Annotated in this window: 26 protein-coding genes; 19 read left to right on the forward strand and 7 right to left on the reverse strand. The window is 64.3% G+C overall.

Annotation, left to right across the window (positions count from 1 at the left end; all coding sequences use genetic code 11):
* The first annotated feature begins 194 nt into the window (after positions 1-194).
* The gene (locus N5C28_RS15850; RefSeq protein ID WP_279823761.1) at positions 195-1,172 is read left to right on the forward strand and encodes an arsenic resistance protein; all 978 of its coding nucleotides are present in this window, start codon (positions 195-197) and stop codon (positions 1,170-1,172) included.
* A 295-nt stretch (positions 1,173-1,467) separates the two neighbouring features.
* Positions 1,468-1,809, forward strand: coding sequence for a PilZ domain-containing protein (locus tag N5C28_RS15855; protein WP_279823762.1), 342 nt, complete (start codon positions 1,468-1,470; stop codon positions 1,807-1,809).
* Positions 1,810-1,851: 42 nt separating this feature from the next.
* On the opposite strand, the gene N5C28_RS15860 is transcribed toward N5C28_RS15855, so the two are convergent.
* Genes N5C28_RS15860 through N5C28_RS15890 form a run of 7 tightly spaced genes read right to left on the reverse strand, consistent with a single transcriptional unit; the run spans position 1,852 to position 8,131 of the window.
* Positions 1,852-3,948: a flagellar biosynthesis protein FlhA gene (locus tag N5C28_RS15860; protein ID WP_279823763.1), complete on the reverse strand. Its 2,097-nt coding sequence runs from the start codon at positions 3,946-3,948 to the stop codon at positions 1,852-1,854.
* 2 nt (positions 3,949-3,950) lie between these two features.
* Complete coding sequence (locus tag N5C28_RS15865; protein ID WP_279823764.1) at positions 3,951-5,087, reverse strand: flagellar type III secretion system protein FlhB; 1,137 nt, start codon at positions 5,085-5,087, stop codon at positions 3,951-3,953.
* Entirely contained in the window at positions 5,080-5,880 is an 801-nt protein-coding gene (fliR, locus tag N5C28_RS15870) for a flagellar biosynthetic protein FliR (RefSeq protein WP_279823766.1), read from the reverse strand. Before fliR ends, N5C28_RS15865 begins: the two co-directional genes overlap by 8 nt.
* A 5-nt stretch (positions 5,881-5,885) precedes the next feature.
* The gene (locus tag N5C28_RS15875; protein WP_279823768.1) at positions 5,886-6,158 is read right to left on the reverse strand and encodes a flagellar biosynthetic protein FliQ; all 273 of its coding nucleotides are present in this window, start codon (positions 6,156-6,158) and stop codon (positions 5,886-5,888) included.
* A 13-nt stretch (positions 6,159-6,171) separates the two neighbouring features.
* Entirely contained in the window at positions 6,172-6,927 is a 756-nt protein-coding gene (gene fliP / locus N5C28_RS15880; protein ID WP_279823770.1) for a flagellar type III secretion system pore protein FliP, read from the reverse strand.
* Positions 6,924-7,295 (reverse strand): flagellar motor switch protein FliN, encoded by a 372-nt coding sequence (gene fliN, locus N5C28_RS15885; RefSeq protein WP_279823771.1) that lies wholly within the window; start codon positions 7,293-7,295, stop codon positions 6,924-6,926. Before fliN ends, fliP begins: the two co-directional genes overlap by 4 nt.
* Positions 7,292-8,131, reverse strand: coding sequence for a FliM/FliN family flagellar motor C-terminal domain-containing protein (locus N5C28_RS15890; RefSeq protein WP_279823773.1), 840 nt, complete (start codon positions 8,129-8,131; stop codon positions 7,292-7,294). Before N5C28_RS15890 ends, fliN begins: the two co-directional genes overlap by 4 nt.
* A gap of 500 nt (positions 8,132-8,631) precedes the next feature.
* On the opposite strand from N5C28_RS15890, the gene N5C28_RS15895 reads away from it, so the two are divergent.
* The 17 genes from N5C28_RS15895 to N5C28_RS15975 all read left to right on the forward strand — a co-directional run bounded on the left by N5C28_RS15895 (position 8,632) and on the right by N5C28_RS15975 (position 23,095).
* Positions 8,632-10,002 carry a sigma-54 dependent transcriptional regulator gene (locus N5C28_RS15895; protein ID WP_279823775.1) on the forward strand — a complete coding sequence of 457 codons (1,371 nt, stop codon included), beginning with the start codon at positions 8,632-8,634 and terminating at the stop codon, positions 10,000-10,002.
* 26 nt (positions 10,003-10,028) lie between these two features.
* The gene (fliE, locus tag N5C28_RS15900) at positions 10,029-10,361 is read left to right on the forward strand and encodes a flagellar hook-basal body complex protein FliE (RefSeq protein WP_279823778.1); all 333 of its coding nucleotides are present in this window, start codon (positions 10,029-10,031) and stop codon (positions 10,359-10,361) included.
* A gap of 20 nt (positions 10,362-10,381) precedes the next feature.
* Positions 10,382-12,049: a flagellar basal-body MS-ring/collar protein FliF gene (gene fliF, locus N5C28_RS15905; RefSeq protein ID WP_279823782.1), complete on the forward strand. Its 1,668-nt coding sequence runs from the start codon at positions 10,382-10,384 to the stop codon at positions 12,047-12,049.
* Complete coding sequence (locus N5C28_RS15910; RefSeq protein ID WP_279823786.1) at positions 12,024-13,088, forward strand: FliG C-terminal domain-containing protein; 1,065 nt, start codon at positions 12,024-12,026, stop codon at positions 13,086-13,088. The genes fliF and N5C28_RS15910 overlap by 26 nt, the downstream gene beginning before the upstream one ends.
* Before the next feature lie 10 nt (positions 13,089-13,098).
* Positions 13,099-13,794 (forward strand): flagellar assembly protein FliH, encoded by a 696-nt coding sequence (gene fliH / locus N5C28_RS15915; protein ID WP_279823787.1) that lies wholly within the window; start codon positions 13,099-13,101, stop codon positions 13,792-13,794.
* 3 nt (positions 13,795-13,797) lie between these two features.
* Complete coding sequence (fliI, locus tag N5C28_RS15920; RefSeq protein ID WP_279823789.1) at positions 13,798-15,117, forward strand: flagellar protein export ATPase FliI; 1,320 nt, start codon at positions 13,798-13,800, stop codon at positions 15,115-15,117.
* A gap of 8 nt (positions 15,118-15,125) precedes the next feature.
* Positions 15,126-15,551: a flagellar FliJ family protein gene (locus N5C28_RS15925; protein WP_279823791.1), complete on the forward strand. Its 426-nt coding sequence runs from the start codon at positions 15,126-15,128 to the stop codon at positions 15,549-15,551.
* A gap of 318 nt (positions 15,552-15,869) precedes the next feature.
* Complete coding sequence (gene flgM / locus N5C28_RS15930) at positions 15,870-16,154, forward strand: flagellar biosynthesis anti-sigma factor FlgM (protein ID WP_279823792.1); 285 nt, start codon at positions 15,870-15,872, stop codon at positions 16,152-16,154.
* A complete protein-coding gene (gene flgN, locus N5C28_RS15935; RefSeq protein ID WP_279823793.1) occupies positions 16,151-16,591 on the forward strand; it encodes a flagellar export chaperone FlgN in 441 nt (146 codons plus the stop codon). The genes flgM and flgN overlap by 4 nt, the downstream gene beginning before the upstream one ends.
* Positions 16,592-16,874: 283 nt before the next feature.
* On the forward strand, positions 16,875-18,170 hold the full coding sequence (fliD, locus tag N5C28_RS15940) for a flagellar filament capping protein FliD (RefSeq protein WP_279823795.1): 1,296 nt from the start codon (positions 16,875-16,877) through the stop codon (positions 18,168-18,170).
* The gene (gene fliS / locus N5C28_RS15945) at positions 18,170-18,565 is read left to right on the forward strand and encodes a flagellar export chaperone FliS (protein WP_279823797.1); all 396 of its coding nucleotides are present in this window, start codon (positions 18,170-18,172) and stop codon (positions 18,563-18,565) included. The genes fliD and fliS overlap by 1 nt, the downstream gene beginning before the upstream one ends.
* Complete coding sequence (locus N5C28_RS15950) at positions 18,552-18,878, forward strand: hypothetical protein (protein ID WP_279823799.1); 327 nt, start codon at positions 18,552-18,554, stop codon at positions 18,876-18,878. The genes fliS and N5C28_RS15950 overlap by 14 nt, the downstream gene beginning before the upstream one ends.
* Positions 18,879-18,881: 3 nt before the next feature.
* Positions 18,882-19,982 carry a flagellar hook-length control protein FliK gene (locus N5C28_RS15955; RefSeq protein ID WP_279823802.1) on the forward strand — a complete coding sequence of 367 codons (1,101 nt, stop codon included), beginning with the start codon at positions 18,882-18,884 and terminating at the stop codon, positions 19,980-19,982.
* A gap of 70 nt (positions 19,983-20,052) precedes the next feature.
* Positions 20,053-20,523: a flagellar basal body-associated FliL family protein gene (locus N5C28_RS15960; RefSeq protein ID WP_279823806.1), complete on the forward strand. Its 471-nt coding sequence runs from the start codon at positions 20,053-20,055 to the stop codon at positions 20,521-20,523.
* A gap of 9 nt (positions 20,524-20,532) precedes the next feature.
* Positions 20,533-21,267 (forward strand): FliA/WhiG family RNA polymerase sigma factor, encoded by a 735-nt coding sequence (locus N5C28_RS15965; protein ID WP_279823808.1) that lies wholly within the window; start codon positions 20,533-20,535, stop codon positions 21,265-21,267.
* A 2-nt stretch (positions 21,268-21,269) separates the two neighbouring features.
* Complete coding sequence (gene motA / locus N5C28_RS15970) at positions 21,270-22,142, forward strand: flagellar motor stator protein MotA (protein WP_279823810.1); 873 nt, start codon at positions 21,270-21,272, stop codon at positions 22,140-22,142.
* Positions 22,139-23,095, forward strand: coding sequence for a flagellar motor protein MotB (locus N5C28_RS15975; RefSeq protein ID WP_279823814.1), 957 nt, complete (start codon positions 22,139-22,141; stop codon positions 23,093-23,095). The genes motA and N5C28_RS15975 overlap by 4 nt, the downstream gene beginning before the upstream one ends.

A 23,095-nucleotide genomic window follows, 5' to 3' on the forward strand; every position in this document is an offset into this window, starting at 1 on the left:
GGCGGAAAAACAGCCTGAGGCACGGGCTTGTCGCCACCAGCCAGGCCTGTGTCAGACGTGGGCCGGACACTTCGATGGAGCCCCAAGGGTTCCCTGGGGAAGCGAGGATCCTGTATCCGGTTTTGCCCATGCAATTCGAAGCCCTTATCAGGCCGATCTAGTAGGCTGATACTCTCTCGTGCCCAGGAGTAGAAATGAACAGGGATACACTTGAACGGAATCAGATACCGGTCTACTTCGCTGTCGTAACAGCGGCTGCCGCCGGTGGGCTGATGGCCCCCGCAGCCGCCCAGAATCTGGATGCCCTGATAACCCCTGCCATTGCGGTGCTGATGTACGCAATGTTTCTGCAGATCCCTTTTCTCGATTTGCGCGCAGGGCTGAGTAACAAGCGCTTCATGTCGGCTTTGCTAATCGCCAACTTCGTGCTGATTCCTCTGCTGGTGTGGGTCATCACCAGAAGCCTTTCAGATCACCCGGCCCTCCTTGTTGGTGCTCTGTTGGTATTGCTCACTCCCTGTATCGATTATGTGGTGGTCTTCACTCACATCGGCAGAGGAGACGCACGTGCGATTCTGGCGGCAACGCCGGTTCTGTTGCTGCTTCAACTGTCCCTGCTGCCCGCATACCTAGCCTTTATGCTAGGCGGACAATCCGACGTTGTGATTTCCGTGGGACCGTTCGCCGAGGCATTCCTTCTGCTGATCGTTGCCCCGCTCTTTTTAGCCGTAACAACCGCCACGGCCGCCAAACGTTCAAGTGTGATTGCCGGTTGGAACGCCGCCTGGGCATGGCTGCCAGTACCCGCAATGGCCGCAGTCCTGATCGTGGTGGTCGGCTCACAGATTTCTTCGGTGGTGCGCGATATACACCTGCTTGCACCGGTCATTCCGGTATACATCGGCTTCCTGATTCTGGCACCGCTGATCGGTGCGCTGGTGTCCAGGATGGCCAGGCTGCCTTCCCCGGCGGCCAGGGCGGTCACCTTCAGTTCATCCACACGCAATTCTCTGGTGGTCCTGCCCTTGGCCCTGGCATTGCCCGAGGATATCCGGGGGCTGGCTGCTGCGGCAGTGATTACACAGACGCTGGTCGAGCTGTTCGGCGAACTGATCTACATTCGTGCGATACCGGCGTTCGTCTGGCGGGATAAACACACTGCTCTCGAGTAGCTCTCCCGGCTTCGAACACGCGCTCGAGCGTGATTGCGAAACGCCCCCGCTGCGTGCCGACCGAACTCAGTCAGCCGGGGCGACTCGCCCAACAGCTCCATGACCGGCACTTGAGCGGCAAGGGCAGCAGTGCCCGCTCGATCCAGGGTTGGGCGCGGCCCCTTAATTTATCGATCCTCAGGGTCGCCTTATTCCGGATGACCAGGGTGCAGCGCGTGCAGTACACGCCTGCTGCTTTCATGTCCCCGGGCAGCGCTATCTGCCTTTCCAGGACCAGGAAAAGAAGCCAATCATTATGCGTCAGCACAGCCGCATCACCTTCCGCTCCATCTTCCGCATCAAAGTCAGCAAGCGCCCCGAGGATCGCCTGATCGGTTATGTCGGGGACGTGTCGGATAACGGCCTGAGGTTGCTCAGCGATACGCTCATGGAGGTCGACAGCATCATGGCGTTGCGCCTGCGGATGCGCGACAAGGAGGGCGAGATGCGTCAGGTGGATATCGAGGCGTTGTGCCTGTGGGCACGGGAGAACACCCGGACCGGGCACTTCGAAGCGGGATTTGTTCTGCCTGAGCCCTCTGCCGCGTTCACCGACCTGGTGAACGGCATGCGCGCCAAGCGCAAGGTACAGGCCTGATACCCGCTCAGCCGATCACCCGCGTCGGCTGAACGGGAGCGTTCAGCCCAGGGTGCCTAGGATGTTCACCCCGACCCGCTCGGGAATCTCGTTCTGCGACAGCACGTGCAGCCCCGGGCTGAACACCCGTGCATAGCGCGCCAGCAGCGGGCGCAGCTGCGGAATCACGGTCAGGATTGGCGGATGGCCTTCCTTGCGCAGCTTCTCCTTCACCACCGGCATGGTGCTTTGCAGCTGATTGAGCAGGCTGGGCTCTACGGGAATGTTGTCCAGGCTTACCGGCCCGGCCTGCTGAGCGATGCTCAGGGCGCTGAGCAGGGTATTTTCCAGGGCGTTCTCCAGCACGAAGACCGCCACCTCGTTCCGTTCACCGGCGATGCTCGAGACGATGGTGCGGCGCAGCGCATAGCGCACATCGGAGGCGAGCAGTACCGGGTCCTTGGTGCTCTCGCTGCCTTCCACCAGCGCCGTGGCGATACTGACGATGTCCTTGAGCGACACCTCTTCCTGCAGCAACTGGCGATAGACCCGGTGCTGCTGGGTGAAGCTCAGCTGTGCCTTCAGGCTTTCGGCCAGCTTGGGAGCCTGTACCGACAGGCGCTGCATCAGGTGCTCGACATCGTCGTGCTTGAAGATTTCCGGCAGGTTGGCCCGCACCACCTTGTTCAGGTGGGTGGCTACCACACTGGCGCAGTCGATGACCTGGTAGCCGAGATTGAGTGCACGGGATTTGTCCGCCGGGAGAATCCACACCACCGGCATCCGGTACGCCGGGTCGGTGCCGAGGATGCCGTCGATCTCGCCATACAGTTCAGGCGATGGAATCGCCATCAGGCGGTCGGCATGCAGCTCGGCGCCGTCGATGCGCTCACCGTTGATGTAGATGTTGTACTGCGAGGCCTTGAGCCGCAGGCTGTCGCGAATCTGCACTTCGGGCAGGAGGAAGCCCAGGGTTTCAGAGAGTGTCTGGCGCACTCCCCGTACCCGCTGCGCCAGCGGCGCTCCGGCTGCTTCGTTGACCAACCCCACCAGCTTGTAGCCGAGGGAAATCGACAGGCGTTCCACCAGTGGAATATCGTCCCAGGCCAGGTTCTGTGAGCGGTCCTGTTCCAGTGCCTTGCCCAGGGCCTGCACCTGTTCCAGGCTGGACGCCTCGGTGGGGGATTCGTTGCGTGACACGCGCCAGGCGATGAATGCCACCAGCGCGGCGAAGCTGATGAACGCCAGGTGGGGCATGCCGGGCACGATACCCAGAACGAACAGAATGCCTGCCACGGTGTACAGCACCGAGGGCGAGGCCAGCAGCTGCCGCTGCACCTGATGGGTGATATCGGAGGACTCGTTGATGCGGGTGACGATGATCGCTGCCGCGGTAGACAGCAGCAGCGCCGGAATCTGTGCCACCAGGCCATCGCCGATGGCGAGCAGGGCATACTGCTGGAAAGCCTGGCCCGCGCTCAGGTCATACACGAACAGGCCGATGGCGAAACCGCCGAACAGATTGATCAGCAGGATCAGGATGCCGGCGATGGCATCGCCCCGGACGAATTTCGATGCACCGTCCATGGCGCCGTAGAAATCCGCTTCCTTGGCCACTTCCTCGCGCCGCCTCTTGGCTTCCTCCTGGCTGACCAGGCCGGCGTTGAGGTCGGCGTCGATGGCCATCTGCTTGCCCGGCAGTGCATCCAGGGTGAAACGCGCGGTCACTTCGGAAATCCGCTCCCCGCCCTTGGTGATCACGATGAAGTTGACGATCATCAGGATCACGAACACCACCAGGCCGACGATGAAGTTGCCGCCGATCACCACCTCGCCGAACGCCTCGATCACCTTGCCCGCCGCACCGGTGCCAGTGTGACCTTCCAGCAGTACCACCCGGGTCGAGGCCACGTTCAGACACAGGCGCAACAGCGTCGTGATGAGGATGACCGTGGGAAACAGCGAGAAATCCAGCGGGCTCTTGGCCGAGACGCTGACCAGCAGCACCAGAACCGCCATGGCGATGTTGAACGTGAACAGAATGTCCAGCAGCTGCGGGGGCAGCGGCAGGATGATCATCGCCAGGATCGACAGAATGATCAGGGGGATCCCGATGCGACCGCTGCGAAACGTCGGCATGAGTTGCTGAAGGAAATTCATGTTTAAGCCCTGTTCGCCATGCTGTCTGGAATGTTGAGGTTGCTTGGGAGTTGCGGTTTGCCCCGGCGCCCCTGTCGATAGGCGCGCAGCTGCAGGATGTAGGTCAGTACGTGGGCCACGGCGGTGTACAGCGGCGCCGGTATCTGCTGGTTGACCTGGGTGGTGTAGTAGATGGCCCGGGCCAGCGGTGGCATCTCGATGACTTCCAGCTGATGGGCGCCAGCCATCTTGCGGATGTACAGCGCCGTCTCATCCACGCCTCTGGCCAGCACGAACGGCGCCTGGGCCTTCTTCGGGTCGTACTTGAGCGCCACGGCGAAGTGCGTCGGGTTGACGATCACCACGTCGGCGTTCTTGATCACCCGGTTGATCTGGCGTTGCAGCATCTGCCGCTGCAGCTGCTTGATCCGCGCCTTTACCTCCGGCCGCCCCTCCTGGTTCTTGTGCTCTTCCTTGCGCTCCTGCTTGGTCATGCGCATTTTTTTCAGGAAGAAGAACTTCTGCAGCGGGATATCGATGAAGGCGAACAGCACGAACACCAGCAGCAGCGTCAGGGTCATGTTGAAGGTCAGCGACAGGGCGCTGCCGATGGCCGTGAGCAGGTCGCTGCGCTGCAGGGCCATCAACCGCGGGAAGGCATCGATGATCAGCATCCACGCCACGATCAGCAGCACCACAATCTTCAGCATCGACTTCGCCAGCTCGCTCCAGCTCTGTGCCGAGACGATCCGCGCCAGGCCGGTCAGCGGGTTGAGCTTGCTGAACTTGGGGTAGAAATTCTTCGCCGCGAACACCCAGCCACCCGGCACCAGGGACAGCGCCACCACCAGCAGCGGCGTTACCAACAGCGGCAACAGCAGGATGATGAACAGCACCAGGTTGTGGGTGATGATCAGCGTGAGGTCGTCCAGGCCGATCTCGCTGGCGTGGAAGTTCAGGTACGACAGGCGAAAGCTTTCCTGCAGCGTCTCGTAGTACAGCACCACGCTGAACTTGAGCACGAACAGCGTGGCCAGCAGCGAGATGGTGGTGGCCAGGTCCTTGGAGCGCGCGACCTGCCCGTCATCCTTGCTCTTCTTGAGCTTCTGCTGGGACGCCTCCTCTGTCTTTTCCTGGGAGCTGGCGTTCTGCTCAGACATCGGCGCCCTCCTGCAGGATCGTGCCGATGTTGTGCAGCAGCTCCCGGGTCAGGTGCAGGTAGTTTTCCGGCAGGTTGGGCATGGTCAGGTACATGCACAGCAGCCCCACCAGAATGGTGATGGGAAAGCCCAGGGAGAACAGGTTCATCGCCGGCGAAATGCGGTTCAGCAGGCCGAAGCAGAACTGCACCAGGGTCATGCAGAACACCACCGGCAGGGTGATCAGCACCGCGGCGGAGAACACCCAGGCGATCGCCTGCAGGAAGCGCTCGAAACCCAGGTACTGTAGGCCGCTGCCCACCGGCCAGTAGATGAAGCTCTGGTACACCACGCTGACGGTCAGCAGGTGGCCGTCGATGGCCAGGAACAGGAACACCAGCAGGATGAAGTACAGCTGGTAGACGATGGAGGACGACGACACGCCGTTCATGGGGTCGTTGTAGCGCGCCATGCTCATGCCCATCTGCGTGGAGATCACTTCCCCGACCAGCATGAAGATGGTGAACACCAGTTGCAGGGTCAGCCCCAGCAGGATGCCGAACAGCACCTGCTCCAGCGTGGTCAGCAGGCCCTTCAGCGACAGCGGCTCGATCTGCGGCGGCTCGGGCAGCGAGGCGCCCAGGGCGATGGTCAGCGCCAGGGCCAGCAGCACGCGCACCCGGATCGACAGCGCCTTGTGGTTGAACAGCGGCGCCATGCTGAACAGGGCCAGGATGCGGCAGAACGGCCACCAGTAAGCGAGCATCGCGTTCAGGTACTGGCTGGCCTGCAGCAGGGGTTCGCTCGCTTGCATGCGCGTCAGCCGACCAGATGGCCAGCCTGCTTGAAGGTTTCGATGAACAGGTCGCTCAGGGTGCGCAGGATCCAGTGCCCGGCGAACATCAGCATCGCCAGGGTGATCAGCAGGCGCGGCAGGAAGCTGAGCATCTGTTCGTTGATCTGCGTGGCCGCCTGGAAAATGCTCACCAGCAGGCCGCCGATCAGGCTGGGCACGATCAGCACGCACACCACCAGGCCGGTGATATAGACCGCGTTGGAAACGATGGTGACGGCGACTTCCGGAGTGAGCATGCGCGGGGCCTCGCTAGAACGGCTGGATACTGGTGGTGAGGGTGCCGACCAGCAGCGTCCAGCCATCGACCAGGACGAAGATCATCAGCTTGAAGGGCAGCGAGATCATCATCGGCGAGAGCATCATCATGCCCATCGCCATCAACACGCTGGCCACCACCAGGTCGATCACCAGGAACGGCACGAAGATCATGAACCCCAGCTGGAACGCGGTTTTCAGCTCGCTGAGCACGAACGCCGGCAGCAGCAGGGAGAAGTCCAGCTCGGCCAGGTCACTGGGCATTTCCTCGCCCGCCAGCGCCACCATGGTTTCCAGCGAGCTGACGTTGGTCTGCGACAGCATGAAGCGGCTGATGGTGGTCTTGGCCGCGCCGAGGCCCTGTTCCAGGCTGATCTGGTCGGCCTCGAACGGCACATAGGCCTCGGTGTAGATCTCCTGCCAGACCGGGCGCATGACCAGCAGCGTCAGGCACAGCGCCACGCCGATCAGCACCGGGTTCGGCGGGCTCTGCTGCAGGCCGATGGCCTGGCGCAGGATGGCCAGCACGATGATGAAGCGGGTGAAGCAGGTCATCATCATCAACATCGCCGGCAGGAAGCCGAGCAGCGTCATGATCAGCAGGATCTGCAGCTTGACGCTCAGCTCCTGGCCGTTCTCGGTGTCGTTCAGGCTGAGCAGTGAAATCTCGCCCCCCGCCGCCTGCGCCAGCATCGGCGACGTCAGGCCGCCGAGCAGCAGACCCCAGGCGAACAGCCGCCGCATCTTCATGCCGTCAGGTCGTTCAGGCTGGCGCCGCTGAGCTCGACGATGCGCAGGCCGTAGTTGCCGTTCATCACCACCACTTCGGCCTTGGCGAACAGCGCGCCGTTGACCTTCACGTCCAGCGGCTCGCCGGCCAGCTTGTCGAGGACGATCACGCTGCTGGCGTCGACGTCCATCAGCTCCTTCAGGGAGATCTCGGTGGAGGCAACTTCCAGGGTGACGTTGACCGGAATCTTGCCGAAGAAGCTCAGGTCCTGCTGGGGCAGCTGGGGCGGGCTTTCCACGGCGGCCTGCTCGTTGCCGATCGCCGGCAGGCCGAGGTCGCTGTCGTTGATTAGGCTGTCGAATTCGTTATCGGAAAGGGGGCCGTTCATGGGGTTTTCACGCTCTCAAGAGAAGTCAGAAATAAGGAGCCGTCTTCTTCGAAAAGGGCACCGCGGAACAGCTTCTGCTGGTTGATCTGCACGTCGCAGCGCTCCAGCAGGCGGACCATCAGGATGTCGCCCAGGCGCAGGTCGAGCACCTGCGACAGCGGCATCTGCAGGGCGGCGATCACGCAGTCCAGGTGCACCGGCAGGTGCTTGATCTGCTCGATAGGGTTGCCACTGAGTTGCCCGCTGCTGGGGCTGGTCAGGCGGCTGGTCAGCTCGTCGACCAGCTGGGTATCCAGGTAGATGAAGATCGACGACTGGGTGGCGGTCATGTGGCTGCTGTAGCGGAACTCGGCCACGTACTCCCACACCGTTTCCACGTAGGCGTTTTCATAGGGGGTCAGCTCGCCAAAGGTGGCGCCGGCGAGAATCGAGCGGGCGAAGATCTGCGCGATGTCCACACCCAGGCGGCTGCGCATGCGCTGCTCGGAGGTACTGATCGGCGGGGTGTCGTGACTCGGCAGCGATGTGCCGCCGTAATAGCACTCCAGGGCTTCGGTCAGCAGCGGGCGATCAATACTGAAACCCACTTTGCCCAGGGGGGACCGGTATATGCACTCGGCAGCTTCTGCGCGCTGTTCGTGCACCACCACATTATTCAGTTCGAGGTTGATCCGGTAATTACGAAGGAAGTAGTCACTGATAATCCGCGGGTGTTTGCTCGACAACTCCCGGATATACAGCGGAATCTTGTGATAGTGCCTGCCCAACTTCTGCGGCTTTAACCGGGTCAGACTTTCGGCGGGCACGCCATGGTGGACTTTTGCATTGCCAGTCATGTTGTGAGCTGTCTTCCTGGAAATTAATGCAGGACGTTCTCTGGCCCGCCAGGCGGTCGTGATAGAAAACAGTGTCTATGGACTGGAGGGGCTGCCTGATTGGCGGCGACAACGGCCCAAGCCGCACAGTGCCTGCGATAGAGGCCTGTGTAGATGAGGGGCGAGTCTAGGGAGGGCGGGGCTGAAAATTAAATCAATAGATATCAAATGCTGTTTTTGATAAGCCTTGGCGGCGCTTGATTTAAATTTACGCTAAGTGATTCGGGCTTTTTTTGTGCACTTGTTAACGTTCGCGACGTGACCCCGATCTGTCGGTCTGGCGATACAGCAATTGCCTGAGACAGGTGCTTATTAGAGACGACCGAATGCAGAAGTTCCTTAACTGACGTCACAAAAATGTAATGACGTTTTTTCTGCACGGCGCGGCCGCCGGCCATTAAATAAACAGGTGCTTTACATTGAAGCCTTTCAGTCAATCAGTGAATTACGCCTGCGACGGAATGTTCGATGAGCTGCCGGCGCAGCAGACGACCATTATTGTGGGGCATGCCAGCGAAGACAGTTACGCGCTGTTGAGCAAAGGCCTGCAACGCCAGGGTTGCCGCGTCAGCCGTTACGCCAGTTGCGCCGATCTGGATGCCCGGGTCCTGGCCCAGGCGAGCCTGGTCTTCGTGTTCATCAGCAGCCTGCCGGCCCACGCCCTGTTCACCCAGGTCGGCGCGATGATGCGCGGCGCCCACCACATCAGCGTGATCCCCATCGTCGAATACGCGGACCAGGAAAAGGCCGCCGCGTTGCTCGAACTGGGGTGCGTCGACTACCTGCTGTCGCCTTTCAGCGAATCGCAACTGACCGCCCTGCTGCGCCGTCAGGAATCGGCCCTGGCCGCCGAGGAAAGCTTCGTCTCCTGCTCCCAGGCCGGTCGCCGCCTGCTGGCCATGGCCCAGCGCGTGGCACCGACCCGCGCGCCGATCCTCATCACCGGTGAGACCGGCACCGGCAAGGAGCTGATGGCGCGCTACATCCACCGTTTCTCCGCCAGCGACAATGCGCCCTTCATTGCCGTGAACTGTGCGGCCATCCCCGAGCAGATGCTCGAGTCCATTCTCTTCGGCCACGAGCGCGGCGCGTTCACCGGCGCGGTGAACGCCCAGCCCGGCAAGTTCGAACTGGCCAACGGCGGGACGCTGCTGCTCGACGAGATCGGCGAACTGCCCCTGGGCCTCCAGGCCAAGCTGCTGCGCGTGCTGCAGGAGCAGCGCGTCGAGCGCCTGGGCGGACGCAAGGAAATCAAGCTGGACGTGCGCATCATCGCCGCGACCAACCGCGACCTGCAGGTCGAAGTGGCGGAAGGACGCTTCCGTTCCGACCTGATGTTCCGCCTGGACGTGCTGCCCCTGCACATCATGCCCCTGCGTGAGCGCAAGGACGACGTGCTGCCCCTGGCGCGGCGCTTCATCCGCCAGTACGCGCCCCAGGAACAGCACGACAACCTGCTCACCGACGACGCCTGCGCCGCGCTCATGGCCCACGACTGGCCGGGCAACGTGCGCGAGCTGGAAAACACCCTGCAGCGCGCCCTGGTGCTGCGCAACGGGTTGTTCATCCAGCCCCAGGACCTGGGCCTGGCCGCACCGGCCACGGCCGTCGCCAGCCTGCCGACGCTGGCGCAGCCGCTGACGGTCGAGGGCGGCGGCAAGGCCGCGCTGCGCGCCAGCGGCAAGTGGGCCGAGTACCAGCACGTGATCGACACCATCCGCCGCTTCGGCGGGCACAAGACCAAGGCCGCAGAAAGCCTGGGCATGACGCCCCGGGCCCTGCGCTACCGCCTCAATGCCATGCGTGAGCAGGGCGTGCAGATAACCATCTAGACAGCCACAGGTTCGGAGAGCAGAGGATGAATTCACTCATGCAGGTGCAGCAGGACATGCTGGGCCGGATGGATCAGATCAAGACCCTGTCCGAGGGTTCGGTGATCAAGCCCGCCCAGCTGTTCGAAGCCCAGCCGCAGGCAGGGTTTGCGGTGGCTTTCGACAACGTCCTGCAGGCTGTGGATAACCAGCAGCACCAGGCCAGCGCCGCGGCCGCCGCCGTGGACAGCGGCAAGAGCGACGACCTGGTGGGCGCGATGATCGAGAGCCAGAAGGCCAGCGTTTCGTTCACCGCGCTGCTGCAGGTGCGCAACAAGATCACCACGGCTTTCGAGGAAGTCATGAGGATGCCAATGTGACCGGGCGAGAGTGCTGAGCCGTGCTGGAACTCATCAAGAGCAAGCTGCCCGCGGGCGGTTTCAAACCGGACCCGCGCATCACGCTGCTGGCCCTGGCGGTGGTTGCCGCGCTGCTGGCCGTGGGCGTGGTCTATTACCTGTGGCGTGACCAGGGCGCGTACCGGCCGCTGTATGGCGCCGGCGAGGCGTTCCCCGCCGCCGAAGTCATGCAGGTGCTGGACGCCGACGCCATCGCCTACCGCCTGCACCCGCAGAGCGGCCAGGTGCTGGTGCGCGAAGACCAGCTGGGCCGCGCGCGCATGCTGCTGACCGCCAAGGGCGTGCAGGTGGCGGTGCCCACCGGCTACGAACTGTTCGACAAGGAAGAGCCCCTGGGCACCAGCCAGTTCGTCCAGGACGTGCGCCTCAAGCGCAGCCTGGAAGGCGAGCTGGCGCGCACCGTAATGTCGCTCAAGGGCGTCGACTCCGCGCGGGTGCACCTGGCCCTGCAGGAACAGAACTCCTTCGTCGTCAGCAAGCGCGACCCGGCCAAGGCCTCGGTCATGCTGCAGATGGCGCCGGGCTACAAGCTGACGCCGGAGCAGGTGGGCGCCATCGTCAACCTGGTGGCCAACAGCGTGCCGCAGCTGGGCACCGATAACGTCAGTGTGGTCGACCAGCATGGCGTGTTGCTGTCCCGCGGGCTGAACCTGGCCAACGGGCCGGTGCAGAACTGGCAGGTGGTCGATGACTACCAGCAGAAGGCCGTGGGCAACGTCGAGGAGGTGCTGGCACCGATCCTCGGCAACGGCAACTACCGCATCAGCGTGGCCGCCGACATCGACTTCAGCCAGCGCGAAGAAACCTTCCAGGCCTACGGCGAGTCGCCGCGCCTGCGCAACGAAGTGCTGCGCGACGAAAGCGTGCTCGATCAACTGGCCCTCGGCGTGCCCGGCTCCCTGAGCAACCGCCCGGTGCCTGCCCCGGAGCCACCGGCAGAAGGCGCGGCGGCCGATCCGGAGGCCGACGTGGCCAACAAGGCGGCTACCTCCCTGCGCAAGGAATCCAACCGCCAGCTGGACTACGACCAGAGCGTCACCCACGTCAAACACGCGCCGTTCGCCCTGCGTCAGCAGAGCGTGGCGGTGGTGCTGAATGCCAGCAGCGCGCCGGAAGGCGGCTGGACCCCCGAGGCCCGCGCCGACCTGGAAGCCATGGTCAAGAGCGCGGTGGGTTTCAACCAGGCCCGTGGCGACCTGCTGACCCTCAGCGTGTTCCCCTTCACCGCCAGCGAGATGCCGATCGAGGCGCTGCCCTGGTGGGAGAACAGCCGCCTGCATGACCTGGCCAAGCTGGCGGTGTTCGGCCTGATCAGCCTGTTGCTGCTGTTGATGGTGGTGCGGCCGGCGGTGCGCAGCCTGACCCGTCCGGCCCAGCCCGCGCTGCCCGAAGACGGCAACGACGAGACCCTGGCCTTGCTCGCGGAGCGTTCCGAACGCCTGCTGGGGCGTCACCAGGACGAGATGGGCGGGCTGAACGTACTCGGCGAGCTCAACCCGCTCTCGGAAATCCGCCTGCCGGCACCGGGCTCGGGCCTGGAGCTACAGATCGAACATTTGCAGATGTTGGCCAAGAACGATCCTGAGCGTGTCTCGGAAGTGATCAAGCAATGGATAGGGCGAAATGAAAGAGACCTCAACCCGGCCTGATGAGCGTGGCTCATCCGCCAAGAAAGAGCTCCAGACGCGCTCGCAGATGCGCACCATGAGCTCGATGGAGCAGGCGGCGATCCTCATGCTGAGCATGGGCGATACCACCTCGGCCGGCGTGCTGCGGCATTTCTCCCGCGAGGAGATCGTCAGCATCAGCCAAGCCATGGCGCGCCTGTCCAACGTCAAGCAGCCCATGGTGTCGGACGTCATCAGCCGCTTCTTCGATGACTACAAGGAGCAGAGCAGCATCAAGGGTGCGTCGCGCGCCTACCTGTCGGGCATGCTCGGCAAGGCCCTGGGCAGCGACATCACCCGCAGCCTGCTGGACAGCATCTACGGCGAGGAAATCCGCGCCAAGATGGCCAAGATGGAATGGATCGATCCCAAGCAGTTCGCGGCCCTGATCGCCAAGGAGCACGCGCAGATGCAGGCCGTGTTCCTCGCCTTCCTGCCGCCGGGCATGGCCAGCGAAGTGCTCGAATGCATGCCGGCCTCGCGCCAGGACGAACTGCTGTACCGCATCGCCAACCTCAGCGAGATCAACAGCGACGTGATCCAGGAGCTGGAGCACCTGATCGAGCGCAGCCTGTCAGTGCTTTCGACCCAGGGCTCCCAGGTGCGCGGGGTGAAGCAGGCGGCGGACATCATGAACCGCTTCAAGGGCGACCGGAACCAGATGTTCGAGCTGCTGCGCGCCCACAACGAAGACCTGGTCGGCAGGATCGAAGACGAAATGTACGACTTCTTCATCCTCTCGCGGCAGAACCAGGACGTGCTGCAGACCCTGCTCGAAGTCATCCCCCTGGAAGAGTGGGTGGTCGCGCTCAAGGGCGCCGAGCCGGCGCTGGTCAAGGCCATCCAGGGCGCCATGCCCAAGCGCCAGGCGCAGCAGATGGAGTCGATCAACCGCCGCCAGGGCCCGGTGCCGCTGAGCCGGGTCGAGCAGGTGCGCAAGGACATCATGGGCGTGGTCCGCGAGATGGCCGCCGACGGCGAGCTGCAGGTGCAGCTGTTCCGCGAACAGACAGTGGAATGAGGAGCCGCACATGACCGTCAAGGTGATCAAGGGCGCCAGCCGCAACTGGCGGCCGTACCGCTTCCCACCGCGCAGCAGCAACGCGCTGCCTGGCGACTGGAGCGGCGACCCGGCCGCCATGCAACGGGCCATCGCCGATGGCTTCCAGGAAGGCACCGAGAAGGGCTACCAGCAAGGCCTGGAACAGGGCCAGGAAGCAGGCCTGCGCGAAGGCTTCGACAAAGGCCGGGAAGAAGGCCTGCGCCTGGGCCGTGAAGAGGGCCGCATCGAAGGTCGTCGGGTGTTCGAGGAGGCCAGCCGGCCCCTGGAACACGTCAGCGAACAACTGCGCAGCTTCCTAGGCGAACTGGAGCTCAAGCGTCGCCAGGAACTGCTGGAGCTGGTGAAGAAGGTCGCGCAGCAGGTCATCCGCTGCGAGCTGACTCTGCACCCGACCCAGTTGCTGACCCTGGCCGAAGAGGCCCTGGCGGCGATGCCGGGCGACCAGAGCGACGTGCGCATCCTGCTCAACCCCGAAGAATGCGCGCGCATCAAGGACCTGGTGCCCGAGCGCGCCGCCGCCTGGCGCCTGGTGCCGGACGACAAGCTGGCCCTGGGCGAGTGCCGGGTGGTCACCGCCCAGGCCGAGGCCGACATCGGGTGCCAGCAGCGCCTGGACTCCTGTGTGGACACCCTGTCCGAGCACCTGAAACTGGCCGAGAGCTGACCGATGCTGGAAGGCTTCAAGCTCGACGAGGCGCTGCGCTCGCTGGACACCGTGCAACTGGCCAAGGTCAGCGGCCGCCTGGTGCGCGTGTCCGGCATGCTCCTGGAAAGCCTCGGCTGCCAGCGCATGACCGGCCAGCGCTGCTACGTGGAGCAGGGCGACGGCAGCATGCTCGATGCCCAGGTGGTGGGTTTCAACCGCGACCTCACCTACCTCATGCCCTTCAAGAAACCGGTGGGCCTGACCTCGGGTTCCCGGGTATTCCCGGCCAAGGACGAGGCCTCGCTGCAAATCGACGAATCCTGGCTGGGCCGGGTGCTCAACGGCCTGGGCGAACCGCTGGATGACCTGGGCAAGCTGACCGGCCGCGATCCGCTGCCCACCGAGCTGCCGCGGGTCAACCCGCTCAAGCGCAAGCCGGTGTCCGAGCCGCTGGATGTCGGGGTGCGCGCCATCAACGCGCTGCTGACCCTGGGCAAGGGCCAGCGTGTCGGGTTGTTCGCCGGCAGCGGCGTGGGCAAGAGCGTGCTGCTGGGCATGATCACCCGCGAGACCAAGGCCGACGTGGTGGTGGTCGGGCTGATCGGCGAGCGTGGCCGCGAGGTGCAGGAATTCATCCTGCATTCGCTCGGTGAAGAAGGGCGGCGCAAGGCCGTGGTGGTGGTGGCGCCGGCCAACGAATCGCCGCTGATGCGCCTCAAGGCCACCGAGCTGTGCCACACCATCGCCGCGTATTTCCGTGACCAGGGCAAGGACGTCCTGCTGCTGGTCGACTCCCTGACCCGCTACGCCATGGCCCAGCGCGAAATCGCCCTGGCCCTGGGCGAGCCGCCGGCCACCAAGGGCTACCCGCCGTCGGTCTTCGGCCTGCTGCCCGAGCTGGTGGAAAGCGCCGGCAACGGCGAGAGCGAGCGCGGCAGCCTGAGTGCGCTGTACACCGTGCTGGCCGAAGGCGACGACCAGCAGGACCCGATCGCCGATTGCGCCCGGGCCATTCTCGACGGCCACATCGTGCTGTCGCGGCGCCTGGCGGACGTCGGCCATTACCCGGCCATCGACATCGCCGCCTCGGTCAGCCGCTGCATGAGCCAGGTCAGCAACCTGCCGCACCAGGGCGCTGCCCGGCAGTTCAAGGAGTTCTACAGCACCTTCGAGAAGATCAAGGAGCTGATCCCCCTCGGCGGCTACACCCCCGGCATGGACAGCAAGACCGACCGTTCGGTGCAACTGGCACCGGCCATCGAGCGCTTCCTGCGCCAGGAAGTCGGGGCCGGCGCCGATCTCGAGCAGAGCATCACCACCCTGCAGGGCATCATCAAGTAGGAGCGTCCATGAAAGACCAGATCGACGTGCTGTCCCGCCTGGCCAGCCTGCGTGGCAGCCGGGTGCAGCAGATGCTCGGGCGGGTGAACTACCAGCAGAACCTCTGCCAGCGCTACCGCAATAACATCACCGGCCTGAACCGCCTGTGCGGTTTCACCGTGCCGATGACCACGCCGCTGCAGCGCGACAACCAGCAGCAGTACAAGGCCACGCTGCACAAGATGGTCGAGCTGCAGCGCCGCGAGCTGCAACTGGCCGAGGAAAACCTGGCGCGCATCCAGGCCGAGCTGCTGGCGGCGATGCGCAGCGAAAAGGTGGTGATGCAGGTTATCGACACCAAGATGGCCCAGTGGCAGGCCGCCCTGGCGCAACAGGAACAGAAGATTCAGGATGGCCTGGCCGCCCAGGCGTGGATGCGCGCCCAGGGCGCCTGACCGTCGCGGCTGAAGCCCCTCCCACGGAGCGGAGGAATGACAGAGCCTTGTGGGAGGCGCTTTAGCGGCGAAGGATTGCGGGGATTCAGAAAGGGTGTGGTCGCCGAGCGTTTGAAGCTCGCGGCTGAAGCCCCTCCTGCGGATTGGTGGGATGGCAAAGACCTGTAGGAGGCGCTTCAGCGGCGAGCTTTTCAGGGCTTCACCACCCACCCACTAAACACCTGCACACCGGTTTCCACAGATTTTTCGAAAAAAGATTTAAGTCGGCGCCCTCGCCGGTCGCTTATTTGGCTGTAACCCCAAGAGTTGGATGACACCATGGAAATCAGCAGGCAATTCAAAGCCGGTTTCAGCGTTCAGACCGAGGCGCCGGCCCAGACCCGCGTCGAGCGTTCCGAGCAGGCGAAAGCGGCCGCCGGCACCACGGGCAATGCCGCCGAGTCGCGCCTGGAGGCCCTGCAGGACGCCATGCGCGCTCTGCCCGACGTGGACCTGGACAAGGTCGCGGCCATCAAGCAGGCCCTGCAGCGCGGCGAGATCGTCAGCGACAGCGCGGCCCTGGCCGGCAGCATGCTGGCCTACCACAGCGGTAGCGACGCGTGAGTCGACGCGAGCAGCTGCTCCAGGTCGCCGAGCAGGACGTCCAGCAGGACTGTGCCGACTACCTGAGCCTGCGTGGCCTGATGCAGGAGCTGTATCAGCAGCTGCTCAGCCGCAACAGCCAGCAGATCGACCTGCTCAACGACCAGATCTCCCACCTGGTCGACCAGGTGCGCGGCCGCGCCGAGCGCCGCAGCAAGATCCTCACCGCCTTCGGCCTGGGGGCCGGCGCCCCGGCCGTGCAGCAGTTGTTCGGCCTGTACCCCGAGGGCCGCGGCGACCACCTGCGCCAGACCTGGCAGCAGCTCAACCAGCTGGTGCTGCAGTGCAAGCGCCTCAACGAGCGCAACGGAAAGCTGCTGGCGATGCACAACGACATTCTCAACCAGATGCTCGGCGAACAGCTCGATAACCAGTTGTACACCCCGCATTTCTTCTGAGTTTCACCGCTCCCTTCCTGCCTTCCACTGGTGCTTCGCCGGTGCCCGCGTTCGCGCCGTATTTCTCCCGCCCCGGTGCTTAAGAAAAGTGCCGTTGCCGTCGCCTGTTTAAGGGACGTGCCGGGCCCTTTGCGTCGATGCGGAAATGGCCCTTCCCCCTGTTGCCGATTCAGCTTCGAGCGGAAGTTTCCCTTCTGCATGGACCTGCCTGAAACCCGCATGAAAACTAGGTTTCGCGATTGGCACCGTTATTGCTGATACCCCTACAAAGGAGCGTTATTTCATGGCAATCGATTCCGACTACGTCAAGCAGATGTCCTCGCAGTTGGCCTCTTACGAGGTGCAGGCTGCGCTGGCCAAGGCTAACCGCAACGAGGCGAGCTACAAGGCTCAGCTCAGCGCGGTGAGCACGTTGGAGAGTGCGCTGAAAACCTTCAGCTCCTCGATCAAGGGCATGAAGAGCGCCGGCAGCACGATGCTGATCAACAGCGCCAAGTTCAGCCAGGAAGGCTATGCCACCGCCACGGTCGGCACCAACGCCGTACCGGGCAACTACCAGTTCTTCGTCGAGCAACTGGCCAGCCGGCACCAGGTGTCGGTCGGTGGCCTGCAGCCCGGCGACCTGGGCAGCGGCACCCTGACCATCGGCCAGGACGGCAAGTCGTTCAACGTCGACGTCAGCGGCGCCTCCACCCTCGAAGAGCTGGCCAGCGCGATCAACGGCGCCGCCGACAACAGTGGGGTCAAGGCCACCCTGGTGCGCAGCAATGGCGAAGTGTCGCTGGTGCTGAGCAGCGAGAAGAGCGGGGCGGACAACGCCATCAGCCTGTCTTCGTCGGGCAACGCGGCCCTGGCCACTGCCCTGAGCAACCAGCAGGAGCTGAGCAAGGCCCAGGACGCCCAGGTGCGCCTCGGCGGCGAGAACGGCATGTTGCTGACCAACGCCAGCAACACCTTCGAGAACATCATCGATGGCGTCAGCCTGACCTTCAACCGCGCGCACAAGGCCGGCGATCAGCCCCTGAGCGTCGACATCGGCCAGGACAGCACCGCTACCAAGGAAAAGGCCCAGGCCTTCGTTACTGCCCTCAACAGCCTGATGAGCAGCTTCGACTCGCTGACGGCCAGTGGTGGCGAGACCAGCACCCGCGGGGTGCTGGCCGGCGATTCGAGCATCCGTTCCATCGAGAACATGCTCAACCAGGTGCTGCGCACCGAATACGGCGGCGCCAGCCTGATGGAGTTCGGCATCGTCGCCGACCGCAACGGCAAGCTGACCATCGACGGCGCGCGCTTCGACAAGGCCGTGGCGGCCAACCCGGAAGGCTTCGAGAAGCTGTTCACCGACAAGGGCGCGCTGCTCGACAGCATCGACAAGAACCTCGCGGTGTACACCAGCAGCGCCAACGGCCTGATGAAAACCCGCAAGGACAGCCTCAACAGCATGCTGCGCCGGGTCGATGACCAGTTCGACAACATCCAGAAGCAGTACGACAGCTACTACAGCCGCTACCTGAAGCAGTACACCAGCATGATGCAGACGATGTCGGCGATGGAACAAACCTACGGGATGTTTTGATGAGCACCTACCAGATGAATGAAAGCTACGACAGCTACCGCTCCGTCGACCTCGAGGCCCGCGCCGCCGCGGCATCGCCCTACGAGCTGGTGCTGGTGCTGTTCGACGGCCTGCTCGACGAGCTGGCCCGTGCCCGTGGCCACATCGAAGCCAAGCGCTACCAGCAGAAGGGCCAGTCCCTGGAGAAGTGCCTGAGCATCCTCAACGGCCTGAACAGCGCTCTGGACTACGACAACGGCGGTGAGGTGGTGCAGGGGCTGTCGCGCCTGTACGACTACTGCATCTACCGGCTCTCCGACGTCAGCGTGACCCTGTCGCTGGAAGGGCTGGACGAGGTGGTGCACCTGCTCGGCGTGCTGCGCGAGGGGTGGGAAGGTGTCAATGCAGCCCGGTGAGGAACGGCGTCTGCTGCTGATGTTCAGCACGGTGCACGGCCAACTGCGCACGGCGATGGAAGCCCGCGACTGGGAGCGCTTCGCCGCCATCGACCAGCGCGTGCGCGAGTGCCTGGACGCCTTGTCCGCCTGCGCCGAGCCGAGCACCGAAGTGCTGCAGGCCAAGCAGTTGCTCAAGGAGCTGTATGGCGCGGCGCTGGCTGGCTGCGCCGAAGCCTGTGAAAAGCTGCGCCAGGTGCTGCTCACGCACCTGGAATACGTGGAAGGGCGCTCTGCCTACCAGCGAATCGACTTGTACCAGGGCGGGAGATAGGCCGTGCACCCCTTACTGAATCCGGGCGGCGCCTCCGGCCTGCCCACCCTGGGTGATGCCCAGGCCCTGCCGCGCCCCGCCGGCTTCGCCAGCACCACGTCGGGCCAGGCCGAGACCCTGCCGAGCATTCCCGGCTTTGCCAGCGAACTGGACAGCCTCGATGAGCTGCTGGACGGCGCGACGGTCGAGTCCCTGGACGCCCGCGACGCGACGCCCGTGGAGCTGCCGCTGCAGGCCGACGAGCGCAACCCGGCCGCCCCGGAACCGGACGCCGAACAATGGCTGCTGAGCATGCTCGGCCAGCGCGATGCCCAGGTGCAGGCCCGTGACGGTGAACCGCTGCCACCCGCCGGCGATGCGGTCACGGCGATCGATGAAGGCGCTGACGCGCAGGTGCTGCATGGCCCGCTCACGCTGCCCACCGGTGGCCCCGTGGCGCCGGCTGCGGACTACGACGCGGCGCTGCGCAGCAGCGGCAGCAGTGTGGGGGCCGTGGACCTGGATACGCTGCCGGCGAACACCGCGGCGGTGTTCGAAGCCCTCGCGCCAGAAACCCTGGATGCCGAGACGGCGAGCGCCATCGAGCGTGCCGTCAGCGCACCGGCCAGCCGCACGGAAACCCCGACCACCACCGGCACCCAGCCCACCGCGCACAGCGCCCTGCCGGAGCGCACGCTCAAGCTGCAGGGGCCGGAGCACAAGTGGGGCGAGCAGATGCTGCATGCCCTGCGCGAGAACGTCGAGATGCAGGTCCAGCAACGCATGCAGAGCGCGACCATTCGCCTCGATCCGCCGGAGCTGGGCAGCATGGAAATCTTCCTCAGCCACGAATCCGGTCGCCTCAGCGTGCAGATCTCCGCCGCCCAGGCCGATGTCGCGCGGTTGCTGCAGAGCACCAGCGAACGCCTGCGCCAGGAACTGGTGGGGCAGAACTTCATGCAGGTCAGCGTCGGTGTCTCCAGCGATGGCCAATCCGGCCAGCAGCATGCCCGCCAGGAGCGCACGCCGCGCTTCGACGAGGAGCCGGGGGTGGCGGCCAATCTCACCGCGCCAGTGCAAAGCGGCGCGACGCAACGCCGTGACGACGTGTTGATCACGGTGTGACGGAACGCGCGGCACGGCCTGCCGCGCCTGGCCAATCAATCAAACAGCGGTAGTGGATCGAGAGTCGGTTATGACGATGCAACGGGTGATTCTGATAATGCTGGTGCTGAACACAGCCATAGCCCTGGGCTGTGTCGCACTCACCTACACCATGCTCAAACCCTTGCGCAGCGGCGCGCTGGTACAGGGCGATGGGGCCGCGAGCAGCGTGGAAGACGAGGCCACCAGCGAGTACACCTTCTTCCCGATCCAGAAGATCATCGTCAGCCTGCAGGGCGAGAACCGCGAACATTACTTCGTGCTCGACCTGGTGCTGCAGGCCGATATCGAGGCCGATACCAAGAAGCTCGAGCAGCTCGATCCCATGGTCCGCACCTCGGCGGTCGCTCACCTGTCGTCGATGAGCTTCGCTCAGCTGCGGGCCATGCCCATCGCCGACCTGCAGGTGTCCCTGGAGACCGCACTGCTGCAGGACTTCTCCAGCAAGAAGCTGGCGGTGCCGTTCGACCATGTGCTGGTCAGCAAGCTGATCGTCCAGTAGGCCACGGCGATGAACGCGAACTGCGCAATCGACTATGGCTACAGCGCCGACCCGAACGGGTTGCCGGTGTTCGCGCCGGGCGCCGAGCAGAAGTGGCTGATGCAGTACCTGCCACTGGTCAAGCGCATCGTCAGCCAGCTGTCGTTGCAGGCCAACCAGGTCCTCGACCGCGAGGACATGGAGCAGATCGGCCTGATGGGCCTGCTCGAAGGGTTGCGCCGCTACGGCACCCCCGACGAGAACTTCGGCCGCTTCGCCGCCTTGCGCATTCGCGGCGCGATCCTCGATGAACTGCGCCGCCAGGACTGGCGCCCGCGCCAGGTGCGGCAGCAGGCGCACAAGGTGCGCGACGACATCCGCACCCTCAGCCGCCAGCTCGGCCGGGTGCCGACCGATGAAGAAATCATCGGCTTCACCGGGCTCGCCGAAAAGGACTACCAGGAGTTCCTGCGGGCCGAGTCCTGCGAGGCCATCGAGAGCCTCGACGACCTGCTGCAGAACGGCCACGAAGGCTTCATCGAGGGCAGCGTCGGGGTCGAGGAAAGGGTGCTCAAGGAGCGCCTGCTGACCCAGGCCCTCGACCAGTTGAACGAGCGTGAACGCCTGGTCCTCACCCTCTACTACCAGCATGAGCTGAGCCTCAAGGAAATCGCCCTGGTGCTCGAGCTCAGTGATGCCCGCGTGTGTCAGCTCAGCAAGCAGGCGCTCAACAAGGCCTGCCGTTACCTAACCGAGAGAAATTAGCCGTGCAGAAAGTATTAGGTGCATTGATCATCGTGGCCTGCGTGCTGGGCGGATACGCCATGGCCAACGGCGATATGCGGGTGCTCTGGCAACCGGCCGAGGTGGTGATCATTCTCGGCGCCGGCCTGGGCAGCCTGATCGTCGGCAACCCCAAGGAAGTGCTGCTGGAGATGTGCTCGCAGATCAAGGGCGTGTTCATCTTCAAGCGCCGTGGCGAGGAGTTCCAGCGTCAGTTGCTGATGCTCCTGTACGAGCTGCTGGAAATGGTCGACGTCGGCGGCCTCAAGGTGCTCGACGCGCACATCGAGGAGCCGGAGCAGAGCGACCTGTTCGCCAAGTACCCGCTGATCCTCCAGGAAAAGAACCTGATGGCGTTCATCGCCGACAACTTCCGCCTGATGGCCATGGGCAAGATCAGCGCGCATGAACTGGAAGGCTTCCTCGAGCAGGAGCTGGACGCCATGGAGCACACCCTGCTGCAGCCCTCGCGCTCGCTGCACAAGATCGGCGAGGCCATGCCGGGGTTCGGCATCCTGGCGGCGATCATGGGCATCATCATCACCATGGGCAGCATCGGCGGCTCGGTGGCCGAGATCGGCGCCCACGTGGCGGCGGCCCTGGTGGGGACCTTCCTCGGTATCTTCTTCTGCTACTGCCTGATGGACCCGCTGAGCAATGCCATGAGCCAGCGCATCAAGACCGAGCTGTCGGCCCTGGAGTGCGTGCGCACCACCCTGGTGGCGCATGTGGCCGGCAAGCCGACGCTGCTGGCGGTGGACGCCGGGCGCAAGCTGATCGAGCAGGACGTGAAACCCGCCTTCAAGCAGCTGGAGACCTGGGTCAACCGCTACGAGGATGAAAGGGACGCGGCATGAAGAAGCGCGGCGACAAAGACCACGAAGTCATCATCAAGCGCCGTTCCAAGAAGGGCCACGATGATGCCCACGGCGGCGCCTGGAAAGTCGCCTTTGCCGACTTCACCCTGGCGATGATGGCGCTGTTCATGGTGCTGTGGATCGTCCAGCCGCAGAACGACAACACCGTGCAGGCCCAGGCCGAGATGCTCACCAACCCGCTGGTGGACGGTGGCGCCGGGGTGTTCGACGGCACCAGCCGCACCCCCCTGGACCTGGACGGCATGCCGGTCACGGTGAGCCGCGAGGTCGACCCGGCCAACGACGCCGACCAGCCCCAGGACAGCAAGCCCGCCAACGGGCCAGACGGCAAGACGCGCTACGGCACGCCGGCCGAGATGCAGGAGCTGGCCGAGCTGATGGAAGCCCTGGCCGAAGAGGTCGATGCCCTGGCCAATATCGAGGTGCAGGTGGTGCCCCAGGGCCTGCGCGTGCTGATCAAGGACGACCAGCAGCGCTTCATGTTCCAGCGCGGCAGCGCGGTGCTCACCCCGCATTTCCAGCGTCTGCTGGTGGGGTTGTCCGGGGTGCTGGCCAAGGTCGACAACAAGCTGATCATCAGTGGCCACACCGACGCCACCCAGTACCGTCAGCAGGCCGGCTACAACAACTGGAACCTGTCGGGCGACCGTGCCCTGCGCGCGCGCAACGTGATGGTCGATGGCGGGCTGCCGGCCAGCGGCATCCTCCAGGTGGCGGCCCAGGCGGACGTCATGCCGCTGCGCCCGGACGAGCCGGAAAACGGCGCCAACCGGCGCATCGAAATCCTGCTGCTGACCAGCAAGGCGGAAATGCTCTACCGCGAACTGTTCGGAGAAGGGTACGCCCAGGCGCACTACTCGCAGAGCGGTACCGAATTCGTCGCGCCGCCGGCCCCGGAGCAGGCCGCGCAACCGGCCCCGGAAGCGCTGTGA

The organism is Pseudomonas sp. GD03944 (genome assembly GCF_029839275.1).
Lineage (GTDB): Bacteria > Pseudomonadota > Gammaproteobacteria > Pseudomonadales > Pseudomonadaceae > Aquipseudomonas.